A 16,609-nucleotide genomic window follows, 5' to 3' on the forward strand; every position below is an offset into this window, starting at 1 on the left:
ATGCAGGCAGTGGAACTGAGCGTGGGCGATGTTGCCCGACGCAGCGGCGTCGCCGTGTCTGCGCTGCACTTCTACGAGCGGAAGGGGCTGATCAGCAGCCTGCGCACCGCCGGCAACCAGCGCCGCTACGCCCGCGACGTGCTGCGCCGGCTGGCGGTGATCCGGGTCGCGCAGCGCGTGGGCATGCCGCTGGAAGCGGTCGCCCGCGCCTTCGAGTCGCTGCCGCAGGGGCGCGCGCCGACCAAGGCCGACTGGGCCAGGCTGTCGGCACGCTGGCAGGGCGAGCTGGAAGAGCGGATCCACATGCTGCAGTTGCTGCGCGATGAACTGACCGGCTGCATCGGCTGCGGCTGCCTGTCGCTGAAGCGCTGCCGGCTGGCCAATCCGGACGACGAACTCGGCGAACGCGGCGACGGCCCGATGCGCTGGGGCTGAGCCCGCGCCGGCAGCCCTGCCTGGCGGACGGCGGCCGCGCTACCAGACCGTGATCGTTTCGCCGCTCTGGATGCCTTCCACCGCACGCTGGAAGGCCAGCGCTGCGCGCTGTGCGGTAACCGCTTCAAAGCCCGGGAAGTACGTCCCGTAGGCATCCATCGACTCCACCAGCACGTTCGGGCTGACCACGTTGATGCGCAGCCCGCGCGGCAGCAGTTCCAGCGCGGCGGCGCGCACGAAGCCTTCCAGCGCCTGGTTGACCGCGGTGGCGTTGACGCCGTCGCGGATCGGCCGGGCACTGACGATGCCGCTGGTCAGGGTGATCGAGCCACCGGCATTGAGGTGGTGCTGTGCCGCCAGCGCCAGCCGTACCTGGCCGAGCAGCTTGTCCTGCAGGCCCAGGTTGAACTGTTCCGGGGTCATCTGCTGCAGCGGGCCGAAATGCAGCTTGCCGGCGGTGGAGACCACCGCGTCGACCGGGCCGGTCTGCGCGAACAGCGCGCGCACGCTGCTGTCATCGGTCAGGTCCACGCGCAGCTCGCCGCTGTGGCGGCCGGCGGCCAGGATCTGGTGCTGCTGGCCCAGGTGGCGGGCAACGGCCTGGCCGAGGGTGCCGCTGGCACCGACGAGGAGGATCTTCATGACAGCTCCGTGCGTGAGGGGATGCGGGCAGTCTGCGCCGTCACAGCGGGGTTTGGTAAGCGGCGTATGATTCGTGGATTCCTAACCGTGGGTTTGCAATGGATACCTTGCGCTGCATGCAGGCCTTTGTCGCCGTGGCCGAACGGGGCAGTTTCGCCGGGGCCGCCGATCAGCTGCAGGTGTCGGCGGTGATGGTCGGCAAGTACATCCAGCAGCTGGAAACGCACCTGGGTACCGCGCTGCTGCAGCGGAACACGCGCCGGCAGCGCTTGACCGAAGCAGGCAGTGCCTACCTGGCCGGCTGCCGGCAGGTACTGGAACAGGTGCAGCAGGCCGAGGCCGACGTGGCCGGGCTGCAGGTGCAGCCGCGCGGGCTGCTGCGGGTCAGCGCGCCGACCACATGGGGCAGCTGCGTGCTGGCCCCGGTGTTGAGTGGACTGCTGCGTGCGCAGCCGCTGTTGAACATCGAACTGGACCTCAGCAACCGCCGCGTGGACCTGATCGAGGATGGCTTCGACGCGGCGATCCGGGTCGGTCCGCTGCCATCGCAGGAGGTGGTGGCGCGGCCGCTGCCGCCGTATGCGATGAGCCTGTGCGCGTCACCGTCATACCTGCGCCGGCGGGGAACCCCGCGCGTACCCGCTGACCTGGAGGGGCATGATTGCCTGAGCCACCTTGCCTGGCGCGGTGGCCACGGGTGGCAGCTGGCCAACGGCGAACAGGTGGACTGGGAAGCACGGCTGACCAGCAACGATGGTTTCGCCCTGCGTGCGGCGGCAGTGGCCGGCGCGGGGCTGGTCCTGCAACCGACCGCACTGCTGGCCGACGAGATCGCAGCGGGCCGGCTGAAGCCCCTGCTGCGCGATCATCTGCCCGAACCACGACCGATGCACCTGATCTACCTGCCGGATCGACGGCCGCGTCCACGCCTGCAGTGCTTCGTCGAATTCGTCATGAACACACTGGGGCGCTGAGGCGGCATCGGGTCGGCGCGCCCGGCCGGGCGGGGGCAGATCCTCAGCGCCGCCGCGGCAACGACGCCGGGTCAATCATTCGCGGCCGACAACTGCTGTCCGCGCACCTGTGCCGCACGCAGCGCCTGTTCCACCAGCGCGGCGAAGCCGCCGGCCTGGAAGCTCTCGATCGCAGCCTGGGTGGTGCCGTTGGGTGAGGTCACCCGGCGCCGCAGCTCGGCCGGGCTTTCGCCGGCTTCGTCCAGCATGCGCGAGGCCCCCAGCAGGGTCTGCACCACCAGCGTGCGGGCCGCATCGGCAGGCAGGCCCTGGGCAATGCCTGCTGCTTCCATCGCCTCGGCCAGCAGGAACACATAGGCCGGCCCACTGCCGGACACGGCGGTGACCGAATCCATCTGCGCTTCGTCGTCGACCCACACCGTGCGCCCGGCACTGGCCAGTACCCGCTCCGCCTGCGCGCGCTGCTGCGCATCCACCGCCGCGGTGGCATACAGGCCGGTCACGCCGGCACCGAGCAGGGCCGGCGTATTGGGCATCGCACGCACCACCGGCAGCGCGCCGCCCAGCCAGCGCTGCAGCTGCGGGCTGGTGATGCCCGCTGCGATCGAGATGACCAGCGGCGTGTGGGCCTGCGCCACGCTCTGCAGGGACTGGCACACCTCGCGCAGCACCTGTGGCTTCACCGCCAGCAGCCAGGTGCGGCCCTGCGCGGCGGCATCGGCGGCGTTGTCGTGGGTCTGCACGCCGAAATCGGCCGCCAGCTGTTCGCGCAGAGCGGCTACCGGCTCGGCAACATGGATCTGCGCGGCAGGCATGCCCTGGCGGATCAGGCCGGCGATCAGGCTGCGGGCCATGTTGCCGCCGCCGATGAAGGTGAGGGAATCGGTTGCCATGGGAATCTCCTAGCGGGGTATCAGGCCGGGCGCGGGCGCGCGCCGAACAGGGCGGTGCCGATGCGTACCAGGGTGGCGCCTTCAGCGATGGCGTCGGCGTAGTCGCTGCTCATGCCCATCGACAGGGTGTCCACCTGCGGATGACGCGCGGCCAGCGCCTCGAAAAGTGTGCGCATGCGCACGAATGCAGCCCGCCGGCGCGCGGCATCGGGCCACGGCGCCGGGATCGCCATCAGCCCGCGCAGGCACAGTGCCGGCTCGGCCTGGATCGCTGCGGCCAGCCCGTCCACCGCGTCGGGTGTGCAGCCGTGCTTGCTGGATTCGTCATCGATGTTGACCTGGATGAGCACGTTCAGCGGCCCGCGCGCGGCCGGGCGATGGCGGGCCAGCGCGGTCACCAGCTTGGGCCGGTCCACGCTCTGCACCCAGTCGAAATGGCGGGCTGCCGCCTCGGCCTTGTTGGACTGCAGATGGCCGATCAGGTGCCATTCCAGCCCGAGCGGCTGCAGCGCCTGCATCTTGGCCAGCGCCTCCTGCACATAGTTTTCGCCGAACGCCTGCTGTCCCTGTGCGGCCAGCGCCGCCACCGCCTCGGCCGGCTGGGTCTTGGATACCGCCAGCAGGCGTGGCGATGGCCGTCCGGCGGCCTCGGCAGCGTTGTGCAGGGTGCTCAGGATCTGGGGCAGGGGAGTGGCCACGTAACGCGTTCCGTTGAATCAGGAGGCTATACTGCCGCCCGGGGAAAGATCCTTCCAGTCGAAGCCGTTATTGGGGAGTAGCCGCTCATGGATATCGCCGAGCTGTTGGCGTTTTCCGTAAAGAACAAAGCGTCCGACCTGCATCTGTCCGCAGGCCTGCCGCCGATGATCCGCGTGGACGGCGATGTTCGCCGGATCAACATTCCAGCCCTGGACCACAAGCAGGTCCATGCGCTGGTGTACGACATCATGTCCGACAAGCAGCGCCGCGATTACGAGGAATTCCTCGAAGTGGACTTCTCGTTCGAGATCCCGTCGCTGGCGCGCTTCCGTGTCAATGCGTTCAACCAGAACCGTGGCGCGGGTGCGGTGTTCCGTACCATTCCGTCCGAAGTGCTGACCCTGGAAGACCTGGCCTGCCCGCCGCTGTTCCGCGAGGTGATCCAGCAGCCGCAGGGCCTGATCCTGGTGACCGGTCCGACCGGCTCGGGCAAGTCGACCACGCTGGCAGCGATGATCGACTACATCAACAAGAACGAATACGGCCATATCCTCACCGTCGAGGATCCGATCGAATTCGTGCATACCTCGCAGAAGTGCCTGATCAACCAGCGCGAAGTGCACCGCGATACGCACGGCTTCAACGAAGCGCTGCGGTCGGCGCTGCGCGAAGACCCCGACATCATCCTGGTCGGCGAACTGCGTGACCTGGAAACCATCCGTCTGGCGCTGACCGCTGCCGAAACCGGCCATCTGGTGTTCGGTACGCTGCATACCAGCTCGGCGGCCAAGACCATCGACCGCATCATCGACGTGTTCCCGGCCGGCGAAAAACCAATGGTGCGCTCGATGCTGTCCGAATCGCTGCGCGCGGTCATTTCGCAGGCGCTGCTGAAGAAGGTGGGCGGTGGCCGTACCGCCGCCTGGGAAATCATGGTCGGCACCCCGGCCATCCGCAACCTGATCCGCGAAGACAAGGTCGCGCAGATGTACTCGGCCATCCAGACCGGCCAGCAGCAGGGCATGATGACCCTGGACCAGCACCTGCAGGATCTGGTCAAGCGCAGCCTGATCACCCGCAACCAGGCGCGCGAGTACGCCAAGGACAAGCGTCTGTTCGAGTAAGGCGAGGCAATGGCGGGGCAGCGCGCGCGAAGGCGCGGTTGTCCCCGCGCTGTTCCCTCCACCGACCGATTCCTGGAGCCTTCCGTGAACACCACTGCCACCACCATCGATTTCACTTCGTTCCTCAAGCTGATGGCGCACCAGCGCGCCTCGGACCTGTTCATCACCGCAGGCATGCCGCCGGCGATGAAGGTCAACGGCAAGATTTCCCCGATCACCCAGACGCCGCTCACGCCGCAGCAGAGCCGCGACCTGGTGCTGAACGTGATGACGCCGGCACAGCGCGAAGAGTTCGAGAAGACCCACGAGTGCAACTTCGCCATCGGCTTGTCCGGTGTCGGCCGCTTCCGCGTGAGCTGCTTCTACCAGCGCAACCAGGTGGGCATGGTGCTGCGCCGGATCGAGACGCGCATTCCCACCGTGGAAGAGCTGAGCCTGCCGCCGATCATCAAGACGCTGGCAATGACCAAGCGCGGCATCATCCTGTTCGTCGGCGCGACCGGCACCGGCAAATCGACTTCGCTGGCGGCGATGATCGGCTACCGCAACCAGAACTCGACCGGCCACATCATCACCATCGAAGATCCGATCGAATTCGTGCACAAGCACGAGGGCTGCATCATCACCCAGCGTGAAGTCGGCATCGATACCGACAGCTGGGAAGCGGCGCTGAAGAACACCCTGCGCCAGGCCCCGGACGTGATCATGATCGGCGAAGTGCGCACCCGCGAGGGCATGGACCACGCCATCGCCTTCGCCGAAACCGGCCACCTGGTGCTGTGCACGCTGCATGCCAACAATGCCAACCAGGCGATGGACCGCATCGTCAACTTCTTCCCGGAAGACCGCCGCAACCAGTTGTTGATGGACCTGTCGCTGAACCTCAAGGGCGTGGTTGCACAGCAGCTGGTGCCGTCCCCGGACGGGCGTTCGCGCAAGGTGGCGATGGAAATCCTGCTGGGCACCCCGCTGGTGCAGGACTACATCCGCGACGGCGAGATCCACAAGCTGAAGGAAGTGATGAAGGAATCGGTCCAGCTGGGCATGAAGACCTTCGACCAGAGCCTGTTCGAGCTGTACCAGGCCGGTGAGATCAGCTACGAAGACGCGCTGCGCTACGCCGATTCGCAGAACGAAGTGCGCCTGCGCATCAAGCTCAGCCAGGGCGGCGATGCGCGCACCCTGTCGCAGGGGCTGGATGGCGTGGAGATCTCCGAGATCCGTTGATCGGCGAGGCCGTCGATGCAGGCCGGCGCATGGCGCCGGGTGCGGGTCTGCGACCGGTGCCGCCGTTCCCGTCCGGGGCGGCGGTCTGCATTGATGAATTCCAGTCATGACCGACTGCCATGCGATCGGTTCAATCCACCGCCACCGGCGGCGTATCGTCATCGCTCCCCTACTGGAGCACGACGATGCAGATACGTGAACTGGGCCGCAGCGGCCTCAAGGTTTCCGCCCTCGGCCTGGGCTGCATGGGCCTGAGCCATGGCTACGGCCAGCCGGTGGAGCGCCGCCAGGGCATTGCGCTGCTGCAGGCCGCGGTCGACCGCGGCGTGACCTTCTTCGACACCGCCGAGGTGTACGGCCCCTACACCAACGAAGACCTGCTCGGCGAGGCGCTGGCGCCGTACCGCGACAGGCTGGTCATCGCCACCAAGTTCGGCTTCAAGGACGCGCGCGTCGATACCGGCCTGGACAGCCGTCCGCAGACCATCCGCGCGGTGGCCGAGGCCAGCCTCAAGCGCCTGCGCACCGACCACATCGACCTGTTCTATCAGCACCGCGTCGACCCGAACGTGCCGATCGAGGACGTGGCCGGCACCGTGCGCGACCTGATCGCCGAAGGCAAGGTCGGTCACTTTGGCCTGTCCGAAGCCAGTGCCGCCACCGTGCGCCGCGCGCATGCGGTACAGCCGGTGGCTGCGGTGCAGAGCGAGTATTCGCTGTGGTGGCGCGAACCCGAGCGCGAACTGTTGCCGACCCTGCAGGAACTGGGCATCGGCTTCGTGCCGTTCAGCCCTCTCGGCCGTGGCTTCCTGACCGGCGCGATCAACGCTGACACCACCTTCGACGCCAACGACTTCCGCAATACCGTGCCGCGCTTCGAAGTGGAGGCCCGTCGGGCCAACCAGGCGCTGGTCGATCGCATCAGCACGATCGCCGCTGCCCGAGGCGCGACCCCGGCGCAGGTGGCGCTGGCCTGGCTGCTGGCGCAGGCGCCGTGGACCGTGCCGATTCCGGGTACGACCAAGGTCCATCGCCTGGAAGAGAACCTTGCCGCCGCCGAGGTGCAGCTGGCGCCGGAAGAGCTGCAGCGCATCGCGCAGACGTTGGAGGACATCGCCATCGTCGGCGAGCGCTACAACGCGCAGCGCGCGGCGCAGGCCAAGGGCTGATCACCAGCTGGGTGCGGACTGTTGGTGGTGGGTGCGGACCGTTGGTCCGCACCCGTCATGCGATCATCGGCCCACGCAGTGCATCCAGCACCGTGCGCATCGCCACGCTGACGTGGCGGCGCGACGGGTAGTACGCGTAATAGCCATCGAAGTGCGGGCACCAGTCGTCCAGCACCGATTGCAGGCGGCCATCGTCCAGCATCGGCTGCACCTGGTCCTGCGGCAGCCAGGCCAGGCCGCTGCCCGCCAGCGCGGCGCTGCGGGTCATGCCCATGGTGTTGAATGTCCATTGGCCGGACACGCGCACGCTCAGTTCCTCGCCGTCCTGGCCGAAATCCCACGGCATCAGCCCACCATGGGTCGGCAGGCGCAGGGTGACGCAGTTGTGCCCGGCCAGATCGTGCGGGTGCAGCGGCGCGGCGTGCCGGCGGAAGTACGACGGCGCCCCCACCACGCGCATCCGCAGCGGCGGGCTGATCGGCACCGCCACCATGTCGCGGGCCAGCCGCTCGCCCAGGCGGATGCCGATGTCGTAGCGCTCGGCGACGATGTCGGCCAGGCCGTAGTCGGTGGTCAGTTCGACCTTCAGGTCCGGGTACTGCTGCAGCAGCGGTGCCAGCCGCGGCCAGGCCAGGTATTCGGCAGCATGGCCGGTGGCGTTGATGCGGATGGTGCCTGCCGGGCGTTCGCGGTACTCGGCCAGCGCGGCCAGTTCGTCCTCGATCTCGGCCAGGCGCGGCGCCAGGGTCTCCAGCAGGCGCGCACCGGCTTCGGTGGTGGCCACGCTGCGGGTGGTGCGGGTGAGCAGGCGCACGCCGAGGCGCTGTTCCAGACCCCGCATGGCATGGCTGAGCGCGGACTGTGAAACGCCCAGCTGGGCGGCGGCCCGGGTGAAGCTGCCTTCCCGGGCGACGTGGACAAAGGCCTGCAGGTCGTTGAGGTTTTCGCGGGGCATGCAGGGATGATACGGCGCCCCGCAGGCGGCAGATCGATGCCCTGCAGCGGTGCCCGCACCCGGCCGCCCACGCGCCTGCAGACATCAGGGTGTCGATTTCCGGTTCCCGGGTTCGTCGTACCGGTACATCCATCGCAAGGACACGTCACATGTCTGCTGAAACGACCAAGGGCCCCGCCTCGTACTTTCCCTCCATCGAGAAAACCTATGGCCAGCCGGTGGCGCATTGGCTGGGGCTGCTGGCCCAACGGCCCGGGCTGAAGCACATGGCGCTGGTCAGCTACCTGAAGTCCGAGCACGGGTTGGGCCATGGTCACGCCAACGCCCTGGTCGCCTACCATCTGGCGGGGCTGGGCTGACCCACTGCCTGCATGCCGGCGCTGCGGGCCGGGGTGGCACGTCCTCCAACCAGCTGAACGATTTCATCTGCAACTGTCATCGGGATCGTGTCTAATACCGCTCCCCACCCGCGGTTCCCCCACCCGTATGTCCCTGCAATCCCATGGCCCGGCGCCGTGCGACGACGCTGACGGCCACCTGGTCACCGCTGGCCCGCTGACCCCGCCGCCGGACAGTGCCGGCACGCCTGCCGATGAAAAAGCGCTGCGCCACTCGGTGGCCGAGGACGTGCAGGGCATGGTGCTGGCCATGCTGGTGGCGTCGCTGGGCCTGGCGATCTTCGCCAAGGGCGGGTTGATGATCGGCGGCATGGCCGGCATGGCCTTCCTGCTGCACTACGCGATGGGCTGGAACTTCGGGCTGGTGTTCGTGCTGGTCAACCTGCCGTTCTACTGGGTGGCCGTGCGCCGCATGGGCTGGGAGTTCACCCTGAAGACCTTCGCGGCGGTCACCGCGTGCGGCCTGCTCACCGACATCCTGCCGCGCTGGGCCGACTTCTCGCACATCGCGCCGCTGTATTCGGCCCTGGTCGGTGGTGCGTTGTCCGGCCTCGGCATCCTGTTCTTCATCCGTCACCGCGCCAGCCTGGGCGGCATCGGCATCCTGGCGGTGTACCTGCAGCGCACGCGCGGCTGGAGTGCGGGCAAGGTGCAGATGTCCTTCGATGCCTGCCTGATGGTGGCCGCGTTCTTCGTGCTGTCGCCGTCGAAAGTGATGTACTCGGCGATCGGTGCGGTGGTGCTCAGCCTGGTGCTGATGTTCAACCACCGGCCGGGCCGCTACATGGGCGTCTGACCGCCTGTACCGCCAGGCCCGGCACACGGAACCGGCAGGCGGTAGCGCCGGGCCATGCCCGGCGGATTCTGATCAGCGGCCAGCCGCCTGCAGCCACGGCGGTGCCAGCGTCAACAGCCGTGCATGCACCGGGCAGTCCTCGGCATGTGCACCGGGCAGGTAGCCCAGGCTCATCAGGAACTCGCCGGTGATCTCGCCGCCGGTGAAACGGAAGGTCTTCTTGAACAGCTTCACCCAGTCGGCCTTGCTGCGTGGGTGGTGTGCGTCCAGCCAGCCGGCGAAGCTGCCATGGCTCGCACGCAGCCCCTGGATCACCTGCGCGTTGTGGATCGCGGCCAGCACCTTCAGCCGGTTGCGGATGATGGCCGGGTCCGACAGCAGGCGCTCGATGTCCTGCTCGGCGTATGCGGCCACCCGATCCACGTCGAAGCCATCGTATGCCGCGCGGAAGCCCTCGCGCTTCTTCAGGATGGTTTCCCAGCTCAGGCCGGCCTGGTTGATCTCCAGCAGCAGCCGCTCGAACAGTTCGCGCTCATCGCGCTGCGGGAAGCCATACTCGTTGGCATGGTAGTACTCGTGCACCGGGTGGCCCGGTGCGATGCGGCAGTATCCGCTCATGGGCAGCTCAGATGGGGAAAACAGGGCAGGGAAGGCAACACCAGGTGTCCAGCCGTCCGCTGCGGGACGTTTCCCATCCTAGCCGATCCCTTCGCGCCGCATCCGGCCCCAGCGGTTAGAATGGCAACCATGCCCGTAACGCCAACTTCCCTCGCCAATCACCTGCTTGTGGCACTCCCGTCGCTGGTTGACGCCACCTTTGCCCGCACCGTCGCGCTCATCTGCCAGCACGATGAGAACGGGGCGATGGGGGTGCTGGTCAACCAGCCGTCCGAGTACACGCTGGGCGATGTGCTCGCGCAGATGGACATCGCCACCGGCGACGAGCAGCTGCAGGCACGCATGGTGCTCAACGGGGGGCCGGTGCACCCCGAGCGCGGCTTCGTCATCCACGATGATGCGCGCGCGTGGGATTCCAGCCTGCGCGTGGGCGATGGCCTGTACCTGACCACTTCGCGCGACATCCTCGAATCGATGGCCCGCGGCGAAGGCCCGGCCAACGCCGTGGTGACCCTGGGCTGCGCGGGCTGGGCGGCGGGGCAGCTGGAAAGCGAACTGGCCGAGAACAGCTGGCTGACCGTGCCGGCCGATGCCGAACTGGTGTTCCAGCTGCCGCTGGAGCATCGTTGGCAGGGCGCCGCGGCGCGCATCGGCGTCGACCTGTTCCGCCTGACCGATTACAGCGGCCATGTCTGAGCCGGCGCTCATCCGTCGCGATGGCACCGTGCTCGGCTTCGATGTCGGTTCGCGCCGGATCGGCGTGGCCATCGGCAGTGCCTTTGCGGCGCATGCGCGCGCGGTGGCGGTGGTCGATGTCCATGGCAACGGCCCGGACTGGGCCGCGGTCGAACGCCTCATCAAGGAATGGAAGCCCGATGGCCTGGTGGTCGGCGACCCGCTGACCCTGGACGGCCAGGACCAACCCAACCGCAAGCGTGCGCAGGGCTTCGCCCGCCAGCTGCGGGAACGATTCAAGCTGCCGGTGGTGATGATCGACGAGCGTTCCAGCTCGGTCGAGGCTGCCCGCCGCTTCGCCGTCGAGCGCGCCGAAGGGCGCAAGCGCCGCCGTGATGCGGCCGCGCTCGATGCCGTGGCCGCGGCGGTGATCATCGACCGCTGGCTGTCGTCGCCGGACGACGCCATTCCCATTCCCTGACCCTGCGTACCTGCCATGACCGCCCAGCAACTCGATGACTCCGGCCGCCTTCGCCACCTATTGACGCTTGAAGGTCTGCCCCGCGACACCCTGGTGCAGCTGCTCGACCGCGCCGGCCAGATCCGTGACGCCGCGGTGGGCCGCGTCGGCAACAAGCGCCACGTGCTGGCAGGGTCGGCGGTGTGCACGCTGTTCTTCGAGCCGTCCACCCGCACCCGCAGTTCGTTCCAGCTGGCGGCGCAGCGGCTGGGGGCGGATGTGCTGAATTTCGATGCCTCCACCTCGTCCACCCGCAAGGGCGAAACCGCCTGTGACACGCTGAAGAATCTGGAAGCGATGGGCGTGCGTGGTTTCGTGGTGCGCCACCCGGACGACGGTGCGGTCGCGGCGCTGGCCGCAGCGGCAGGCGAAGGCACCGCCCTGATCAATGCCGGCGACGGCCGCAGCGCCCACCCCACCCAGGGCCTGCTCGACATGCTGACCCTGCGCCAGGCCAAGGGCCCGGATTTTTCGAGGATGAAGGTGGTCATCGTCGGCGATGTGAAGCACTCGCGCGTGGCCCGCACCGACCTGCATGCACTGCGCACGCTGGGCGTGGGCGAGATCCGCGTGTGTGGCCCGCAATCGCTGCTGCCCGACGATGAAACGCTGCAGGGCTGCGTGGTCGGAGACGATTTCGACGCCATGCTGGAAGGCGTCGATGCGCTGATGATGCTGCGCCTGCAGCGCGAGCGCATGGAAGAAGGCCTGGTGCCGTCGCTGGAGCAGTACCACGCGCAGTATGGTCTGAACGCCGCGCGCCTGGCCCGCGCCGGCAAGGACGCCGCGGTGCTGCATCCGGGCCCGATCAACCGTGGCGTGGAAGTGACCGACGAGGTGGCCGACGGCCCGCAGTCGTGGGTGCTGCGCCAGGTTGCCAATGGCGTGGCCGTCCGCATGGCCGTGCTGGAAACCCTGCTGGGCTGATACCCGCCCGGGTGCCAATCGTTGGTTGGCACGGTGCGGATTTCACCTTGGGCTGCCGGGTGGTGCCGAGCGCTGGTCGGCACAGCGCCGGTCGGCACCCACCGGCATCCACCAACAGATGGTTCCCGCCGGTCGTCGTGGCTCAGCGCTTCTGCGCGAACAGCCAGGCCCACATCGCCGGGTCGGCATAGGTGGCGTCCCAGGCGTTGTGATTGCCTTCGGGGTATTCGGTGTAGCGCACATCACGCGCGCCCGTGGCCTGGAAGGCGGCATGCAGCCTGCGGTCGTCATCCGGCGGCACCACGTCGTCCAGTGCGCCGTGGAAGATCCAGATCGGGGTGTGCCGAAGGCGCTGCGCGATCACCGCGTAGGGATCCGCTTCGTTGGCCACCTGTTCCACGAACAGGGTAGGGCGTACGGCGCGCGGTGCCAGCACCGCGCCGCACACCGGCACGATCGCCGCGAAGCGTTGCGGATCATCCAGGGCGATGTTCCAGCTGCCATAGCCGCCCATCGACATTCCGGTCAGATACTGCCGCGCCGGGTCGGCGCCGAATTCGGCGAGGGTGGCATCCAGTGCCGCCACGGCCACGCGGTTGTTGCGGCCGCTCCATTCCTCGTGGCCCGGCACCTGCGGGAACACCGCCAGCGCGGGAAAGTCGGGATGCGCACGCAGGTAGGGGCCCAGGCCCGAACCGGTCTGTCGGACGCCGTCAGCACCGCGCTCGCCGGAGCCATGCAGGAACAGCACGACCGGCAGCGGCGCGGACGCGCGCGCTGCGGCGGCCGGAATGAAAACCTGGTAGTAGGCGGTCTGCCCATCGACTTTCACCGCCCGCGCTTCGAAGTGCCCGCCTGCGGTGGGCGGGGTGCTTGCGCATCCTCCCATCATCAGCAGGGCCAACAAGGGCAGGCAGCGCAGCAGCGATCGAAGCATGGTGGTTCCCGGAGGGGCAGGTTCGCCTCGATGGTAGTGCGGGCCGGCATGCCGGGCATCGTGCGCCGCATCACTCCGGGCGCGGGGCGCTGGCGATGATGTCCAGCTGCTCCTGTGCCTCGGCATTGCCCGCGGCGGCAGCGGCCTGCACCTGCGCCAGGTCCGGGTGCAGCACCACCAGCAGCGGGTTCTCGCACACCGGGCAGACATACTCGGTGGCGTCCTCGTCCAGCTCCATCACCATCGCCCGCGAGCTGCCTTTCCATTCGCAGGCGGCGCAGGTATGCAGCTGGTCACGCCAGCCGGGCTGGAAGTAGTTTTCAATCGTGGTTGCCATCGCGGTTCCGGTCAGTGCAGCAGGACCATGGTGGCCAGGCCGAGGAAGGTGAAGAAGCCCATCGAGTCGGTCACCGCGGTCAGGAAGATGCCGCTGGCCAGGGCCGGGTCGAAGCCGAAGCGTTTCAATGTCAGCGGCACCAGCACACCGGCCAGCGCTGCAAACAGCAGGTTGAAGGTCAGCGCGATGGCGATCACCGCCGACAGGCCCGGCGAATGGAACCACGCCAGCACGATCAGGCCAAGCACCGAACCGAGCACCACGCCATTGAGCAGGGCTACCCGCACTTCCTTCCACAGCAGCGTGCGCGCGTTGGAGCCGCCGACCTGGCCCAGGGCCAGGCCCCGCACCATCAGTGCCAGCACCTGGGTACCGGCGTTGCCACCCAGCCCGGCGACGATCGGCATCAGCACCGCCAGCGCCACCAGCTTGTCGATGGTGCCTTCGAAGTGCCCGACCACGCTGGACGCCAGGAAGGCCGTGCACAGGTTCACCGACAACCACATCAGGCGGCGGCGCATGGCGCGCCAGACCGGGCTGAACAGGTCTTCGTCCTCGTCCAGGCCGGCAGCGCCCAGTGCCTGGTGCTCGGCCTGGCCACGGATGATGTCGACCACGTCATCGATGGTGATGCGGCCGATCAGGATGTTATTGTCATCCACGACCGGCGCGGAGATCCAGTCATGGTCGGAGAACTGCCGTGCCACTTCCTGGTCGCTCTCGCCGACGTCGATGGCGGGCTGCTCATCGTCGATCAGGCGGTTGATCGGGGTGGTGTCCTCATGGGTGACCAGCGATGCCAGCGACACCCGGCCCAGGTACTGGTGGCGGCGGCTGACCACGAACAGATGGTCGGTATGGTCAGGCAGCTCGCCGCGCAGGCGCAGGTAGCGCAGCACGACGTCGACATTGACGTCGGCACGCACGGTCACCACGTCCGGGTTCATCAGGCGCCCGGCGCTGTCCTCGGGGTAGGACAGCACCTGCTCCAGGCGCTCGCGGTTCTCGCGGTCCATCGACTTGAGGACTTCGTCGATGACCGTGTCCGGCAGGTCTTCGACCAGGTCGGCCAGATCGTCGATGTCCAGGTCTTCGACCGCGGCGATGATCTCGTCCGGGTCCATGTCCGCGAGCAGGCTTTCGCGCACGTCGTCACCGACGTGGACCAGCACCTCGCCATCGTCTTCCGGATCGACCAGCCCCCAGACGATCTCGCGTTTGCCGGGGGGCAGCGATTCGAGCAGGTTGCCGATCTCGGCCGGCGCCAGGGTATTGACCAGGCGGCGCACCGGGCCCAGCCGACCACTGTCCAGTGCATCGGACAGCATCCGCAACTGGCGCGCAGTCTTGTCGTGGCGTACAGCCTCAGCCATCGCAGCTCCCGCGGGGATAAGAAAAGCCGCGATCCTGGCAAGGATGCGGCAACAGGGGTGTTCAGCGCGTCATTATCGCAAGGGGATGTTTCAGCGCATAGCCGCCGGGCCATGCCCGGCGGGCATTGGGTGCGGCCATCACGGCGTGTCGGCCACCAGTGCCAGCCAGCGCTCGATGGCGCGGCGGTCGCGCGCAGCCAGCAGCTTCGGCGCGCGTGCGCGCAGGGTGGCCAGATCGCTGTCGCGAACGGCCCGGCGGACCTCCAGCAGCGTGCCCGGGTGCAGGCTGAACTCGGTCAGGCCCAGCGCCAGCAGCAGCGGGGTCATCCGTGCGTCGCCGGCGATCTCGCCACACACCGCCACCGGGATGCGATGGCGTGCACCGGTCTCGATCACCAGCTGCAGCAGCCGCAGCACCGCCGGATGCAGCGGCGAATACAGTTCGCCCAACGCTTCGTTGTTGCGGTCGGCGGCCAGCAGGTACTGCACCAGATCGTTGGTGCCGATCGACAGGAAGTCGACCAGATCGATGAAGCTCTCCAGTGCCAGCGCGGCGGCCGGTACCTCGATCATCGCACCCAGCGGTACGTGCTCGGCCACGATGTGGCCCTCGGCGCGCAACTGCTCGCCCAGTTTCAGCATGCGCCGGCGGACCGCCAGCAGCTCCTCGCGGGTGCTGACCATCGGCACCAGCACGCGTAGCTTGCCGTAGGCCGACGCCCGCAGGATGGCGCGCAGCTGGGTGTCGGCCACCTTCGGCCGCGCCAGCGACAGGCGCACGCCGCGCAGGCCCAGCGCCGGGTTGTCCTCGTTGCTGAGGGTCAGGCCGGTGCGGTCGGCCTTGTCCGCGCCCAGGTCGAGGGTGCGGATGGTGACCGGCCGGCCGCTCATGCCCAGCGCGGCATCGCGATAGGTCTGGAACTGTTCTTCCTCGTCGGGCAGCTCGTTGCGCTGCAGGAACAGGAATTCGGTGCGGTACAGGCCCAGGCCCTGTGCGCCCAGCGCATGGGCCTGGGTCACGTCCTCCAGCGACTCGGCGTTGGCCAGCAGGGCGATGTCGACCTGGTCGCGGGTGCGGCTGGGCTTGCTGCGCAGGCGCCCCAGTTCGCGCTGTTCGCGTGCGTGTTCCTTCAGCCGTGCGCGGTAGTCGCGCAGGTTGTCGGCCTGGGGGTTGACGGTGATGCTGCCGTCGGCGCCATCGACGATCAGGACATCGCCATCGCTCACCCGGCTCAGCAGCTGCGGAACGTTGACGATCAGCGGCAGGTGCAGGCTGCGCGCCAGGATCGCACTGTGCGACAGCGCGCTGCCGGCCGCGGTGACGATCCCGACCACGCCCTGCGACTGCAGCTGGGCCAGTTCGGAAGGGGCGATGTTGTCGCAGACCAGGATTTCCCCGGCCAGCCCCTTCACCGCCGGCAGCCGTTCGGGCTGCAGGTACGCGTGGATGCGCCCGATGACGTGATCCAGGTCGTCCATGCGGCTTTTCAGGTAGGCATCGTCCATGCCATCGAAGACCTTGGCCAGGCGGTCGCGCTGCAGGCGCAGCGCGTAGCTGGCGCTGTACGGGCCGCTGCGGATCAGTTCGTCCAGGCCGAACAGCAGCTCCGGGTCATCCAGCAGCAGCGCATGCAGGTCGAGGAACTCGCCCACCTCCTGGTTCAGCGCGCCATGCAGGCGCTGCCGAAGGTCGTGCATTTCCGTGCGTGCCGCGTCCACTGCGCGGTGCAGGCGCGCCAGTTCGGCCTCGATCTGGTGGGCCGCCACGCGTTGTTCGGCCACCTCCAGGGCATGCGGCAGGCGCACGCGGGCACGGCCCATCGCAGAGCCACGGGCAGCCCCGTGGCCGGCCAGCAGCTGGACCGGCCGCTGGCTGTCGGGGGCCTGGCCGGCGCGCGCGCGCGGCACCC

General features: G+C 68.3%; 19 protein-coding genes. 10 read left to right on the forward strand and 9 right to left on the reverse strand.

The features are described 5' to 3' along the window. On the forward strand, positions 1 to 435 hold the full coding sequence (gene soxR / locus Q5Z10_RS05025; protein ID WP_303638166.1) for a redox-sensitive transcriptional activator SoxR: 435 nt from the start codon (positions 1 to 3) through the stop codon (positions 433 to 435). A 39-nt stretch (positions 436 to 474) separates the two neighbouring features. On the opposite strand, the gene Q5Z10_RS05030 is transcribed toward soxR, so the two are convergent. Then, positions 475 to 1,077, reverse strand: coding sequence for a short chain dehydrogenase (locus Q5Z10_RS05030; protein WP_303638167.1), 603 nt, complete (start codon positions 1,075 to 1,077; stop codon positions 475 to 477). A gap of 98 nt (positions 1,078 to 1,175) precedes the next feature. Here Q5Z10_RS05030 and Q5Z10_RS05035 point away from each other — a divergent pair, with 98 nt between their 5' ends. Continuing rightward, positions 1,176 to 2,051 carry a LysR family transcriptional regulator gene (locus Q5Z10_RS05035; RefSeq protein ID WP_303638168.1) on the forward strand — a complete coding sequence of 292 codons (876 nt, stop codon included), beginning with the start codon at positions 1,176 to 1,178 and terminating at the stop codon, positions 2,049 to 2,051. Between the two features lie 71 nt (positions 2,052 to 2,122). Here Q5Z10_RS05035 and proC read toward each other — a convergent pair whose 3' ends face one another. Both proC and Q5Z10_RS05045 read right to left on the reverse strand, forming a co-directional pair. Then, positions 2,123 to 2,944: a pyrroline-5-carboxylate reductase gene (gene proC, locus Q5Z10_RS05040; RefSeq protein WP_303638169.1), complete on the reverse strand. Its 822-nt coding sequence runs from the start codon at positions 2,942 to 2,944 to the stop codon at positions 2,123 to 2,125. Between the two features lie 20 nt (positions 2,945 to 2,964). Beyond that, positions 2,965 to 3,642, reverse strand: a complete 678-nt coding sequence (locus Q5Z10_RS05045) for a YggS family pyridoxal phosphate-dependent enzyme (protein WP_303638170.1) — start codon at positions 3,640 to 3,642, stop codon at positions 2,965 to 2,967. 87 nt (positions 3,643 to 3,729) lie between these two features. On the opposite strand from Q5Z10_RS05045, the gene Q5Z10_RS05050 reads away from it, so the two are divergent. The 3 genes from Q5Z10_RS05050 to Q5Z10_RS05060 all read left to right on the forward strand — a co-directional run bounded on the left by Q5Z10_RS05050 (position 3,730) and on the right by Q5Z10_RS05060 (position 7,163). After that, positions 3,730 to 4,767 (forward strand): type IV pilus twitching motility protein PilT, encoded by a 1,038-nt coding sequence (locus Q5Z10_RS05050; protein ID WP_303638171.1) that lies wholly within the window; start codon positions 3,730 to 3,732, stop codon positions 4,765 to 4,767. Between the two features lie 132 nt (positions 4,768 to 4,899). Next, positions 4,900 to 5,994, forward strand: coding sequence for a PilT/PilU family type 4a pilus ATPase (locus tag Q5Z10_RS05055; protein ID WP_303639139.1), 1,095 nt, complete (start codon positions 4,900 to 4,902; stop codon positions 5,992 to 5,994). A gap of 185 nt (positions 5,995 to 6,179) precedes the next feature. Further along, positions 6,180 to 7,163: an aldo/keto reductase gene (locus Q5Z10_RS05060; RefSeq protein WP_303638172.1), complete on the forward strand. Its 984-nt coding sequence runs from the start codon at positions 6,180 to 6,182 to the stop codon at positions 7,161 to 7,163. A 55-nt stretch (positions 7,164 to 7,218) separates the two neighbouring features. Here the strand turns inward: Q5Z10_RS05060 and Q5Z10_RS05065 are convergent, their stop codons facing one another. Further along, complete coding sequence (locus tag Q5Z10_RS05065; RefSeq protein WP_303638173.1) at positions 7,219 to 8,118, reverse strand: LysR family transcriptional regulator; 900 nt, start codon at positions 8,116 to 8,118, stop codon at positions 7,219 to 7,221. Between the two features lie 149 nt (positions 8,119 to 8,267). On the opposite strand from Q5Z10_RS05065, the gene Q5Z10_RS05070 reads away from it, so the two are divergent. Next, complete coding sequence (locus Q5Z10_RS05070; RefSeq protein WP_303638174.1) at positions 8,268 to 8,477, forward strand: DUF4287 domain-containing protein; 210 nt, start codon at positions 8,268 to 8,270, stop codon at positions 8,475 to 8,477. Positions 8,478 to 8,604: 127 nt separating this feature from the next. After that, positions 8,605 to 9,312: a YitT family protein gene (locus tag Q5Z10_RS05075; RefSeq protein ID WP_303638175.1), complete on the forward strand. Its 708-nt coding sequence runs from the start codon at positions 8,605 to 8,607 to the stop codon at positions 9,310 to 9,312. A 72-nt stretch (positions 9,313 to 9,384) separates the two neighbouring features. On the opposite strand, the gene Q5Z10_RS05080 is transcribed toward Q5Z10_RS05075, so the two are convergent. Continuing rightward, complete coding sequence (locus Q5Z10_RS05080; RefSeq protein ID WP_303638176.1) at positions 9,385 to 9,930, reverse strand: DNA-3-methyladenine glycosylase I; 546 nt, start codon at positions 9,928 to 9,930, stop codon at positions 9,385 to 9,387. A gap of 129 nt (positions 9,931 to 10,059) precedes the next feature. On the opposite strand from Q5Z10_RS05080, the gene Q5Z10_RS05085 reads away from it, so the two are divergent. Genes Q5Z10_RS05085 through Q5Z10_RS05095 form a run of 3 tightly spaced genes read left to right on the forward strand, consistent with a single transcriptional unit; the run spans position 10,060 to position 12,052 of the window. Then, positions 10,060 to 10,626, forward strand: a complete 567-nt coding sequence (locus tag Q5Z10_RS05085; RefSeq protein WP_303638177.1) for a YqgE/AlgH family protein — start codon at positions 10,060 to 10,062, stop codon at positions 10,624 to 10,626. Further along, positions 10,619 to 11,086 (forward strand): Holliday junction resolvase RuvX, encoded by a 468-nt coding sequence (gene ruvX, locus Q5Z10_RS05090; RefSeq protein ID WP_303638178.1) that lies wholly within the window; start codon positions 10,619 to 10,621, stop codon positions 11,084 to 11,086. Before Q5Z10_RS05085 ends, ruvX begins: the two co-directional genes overlap by 8 nt. 15 nt (positions 11,087 to 11,101) lie before the next feature. Next, a complete protein-coding gene (locus Q5Z10_RS05095; protein WP_303638179.1) occupies positions 11,102 to 12,052 on the forward strand; it encodes an aspartate carbamoyltransferase catalytic subunit in 951 nt (316 codons plus the stop codon). A gap of 142 nt (positions 12,053 to 12,194) precedes the next feature. Here the strand turns inward: Q5Z10_RS05095 and Q5Z10_RS05100 are convergent, their stop codons facing one another. From Q5Z10_RS05100 to ptsP, 4 genes are all read right to left on the reverse strand, one after another. Then, on the reverse strand, positions 12,195 to 12,989 hold the full coding sequence (locus Q5Z10_RS05100; protein ID WP_303638180.1) for a carboxylesterase family protein: 795 nt from the start codon (positions 12,987 to 12,989) through the stop codon (positions 12,195 to 12,197). Between the two features lie 70 nt (positions 12,990 to 13,059). Continuing rightward, a complete protein-coding gene (locus tag Q5Z10_RS05105; protein ID WP_303638181.1) occupies positions 13,060 to 13,326 on the reverse strand; it encodes a hypothetical protein in 267 nt (88 codons plus the stop codon). A gap of 11 nt (positions 13,327 to 13,337) precedes the next feature. Further along, positions 13,338 to 14,699 carry a magnesium transporter gene (gene mgtE, locus Q5Z10_RS05110; RefSeq protein ID WP_303638182.1) on the reverse strand — a complete coding sequence of 454 codons (1,362 nt, stop codon included), beginning with the start codon at positions 14,697 to 14,699 and terminating at the stop codon, positions 13,338 to 13,340. A 138-nt stretch (positions 14,700 to 14,837) separates the two neighbouring features. After that, entirely contained in the window at positions 14,838 to 16,607 is a 1,770-nt protein-coding gene (gene ptsP, locus Q5Z10_RS05115) for a phosphoenolpyruvate--protein phosphotransferase (protein ID WP_303638183.1), read from the reverse strand. Between the last annotated feature and the right edge of the window lie 2 nt (positions 16,608 to 16,609).

The sequence above is a fragment of the Stenotrophomonas sp. 704A1 genome, assembly GCF_030549525.1.
GTDB classification, from domain to species: Bacteria; Pseudomonadota; Gammaproteobacteria; order Xanthomonadales; family Xanthomonadaceae; genus Stenotrophomonas; species Stenotrophomonas tuberculopleuritidis.

Excerpts from the sequence above, each read along its gene's own strand:
- soxR (WP_303638166.1), top strand. The coding sequence starts at position 1 with ATGCAGGCAGTGGAACTGAGCGTGGGCGATGTTGCCCGACGCAGCGGC.
- Q5Z10_RS05105 (WP_303638181.1), bottom strand. The coding sequence starts at position 13,326 with ATGGCAACCACGATTGAAAACTACTTCCAGCCCGGCTGGCGTGACCAG.
- Q5Z10_RS05060 (WP_303638172.1), top strand. The coding sequence starts at position 6,180 with ATGCAGATACGTGAACTGGGCCGCAGCGGCCTCAAGGTTTCCGCCCTC.
- Q5Z10_RS05095 (WP_303638179.1), top strand. The coding sequence starts at position 11,102 with ATGACCGCCCAGCAACTCGATGACTCCGGCCGCCTTCGCCACCTATTG.
- mgtE (WP_303638182.1), bottom strand. The coding sequence starts at position 14,699 with ATGGCTGAGGCTGTACGCCACGACAAGACTGCGCGCCAGTTGCGGATG.
- Q5Z10_RS05065 (WP_303638173.1), bottom strand. The coding sequence starts at position 8,118 with ATGCCCCGCGAAAACCTCAACGACCTGCAGGCCTTTGTCCACGTCGCC.
- Q5Z10_RS05050 (WP_303638171.1), top strand. The coding sequence starts at position 3,730 with ATGGATATCGCCGAGCTGTTGGCGTTTTCCGTAAAGAACAAAGCGTCC.
- Q5Z10_RS05085 (WP_303638177.1), top strand. The coding sequence starts at position 10,060 with ATGCCCGTAACGCCAACTTCCCTCGCCAATCACCTGCTTGTGGCACTC.
- Q5Z10_RS05035 (WP_303638168.1), top strand. The coding sequence starts at position 1,176 with ATGGATACCTTGCGCTGCATGCAGGCCTTTGTCGCCGTGGCCGAACGG.
- Q5Z10_RS05070 (WP_303638174.1), top strand. The coding sequence starts at position 8,268 with ATGTCTGCTGAAACGACCAAGGGCCCCGCCTCGTACTTTCCCTCCATC.
- Q5Z10_RS05080 (WP_303638176.1), bottom strand. The coding sequence starts at position 9,930 with ATGAGCGGATACTGCCGCATCGCACCGGGCCACCCGGTGCACGAGTAC.
- Q5Z10_RS05075 (WP_303638175.1), top strand. The coding sequence starts at position 8,605 with ATGTCCCTGCAATCCCATGGCCCGGCGCCGTGCGACGACGCTGACGGC.
- ruvX (WP_303638178.1), top strand. The coding sequence starts at position 10,619 with ATGTCTGAGCCGGCGCTCATCCGTCGCGATGGCACCGTGCTCGGCTTC.
- Q5Z10_RS05055 (WP_303639139.1), top strand. The coding sequence starts at position 4,900 with ATGGCGCACCAGCGCGCCTCGGACCTGTTCATCACCGCAGGCATGCCG.
- Q5Z10_RS05030 (WP_303638167.1), bottom strand. The coding sequence starts at position 1,077 with ATGAAGATCCTCCTCGTCGGTGCCAGCGGCACCCTCGGCCAGGCCGTT.
- proC (WP_303638169.1), bottom strand. The coding sequence starts at position 2,944 with ATGGCAACCGATTCCCTCACCTTCATCGGCGGCGGCAACATGGCCCGC.
- Q5Z10_RS05100 (WP_303638180.1), bottom strand. The coding sequence starts at position 12,989 with ATGCTTCGATCGCTGCTGCGCTGCCTGCCCTTGTTGGCCCTGCTGATG.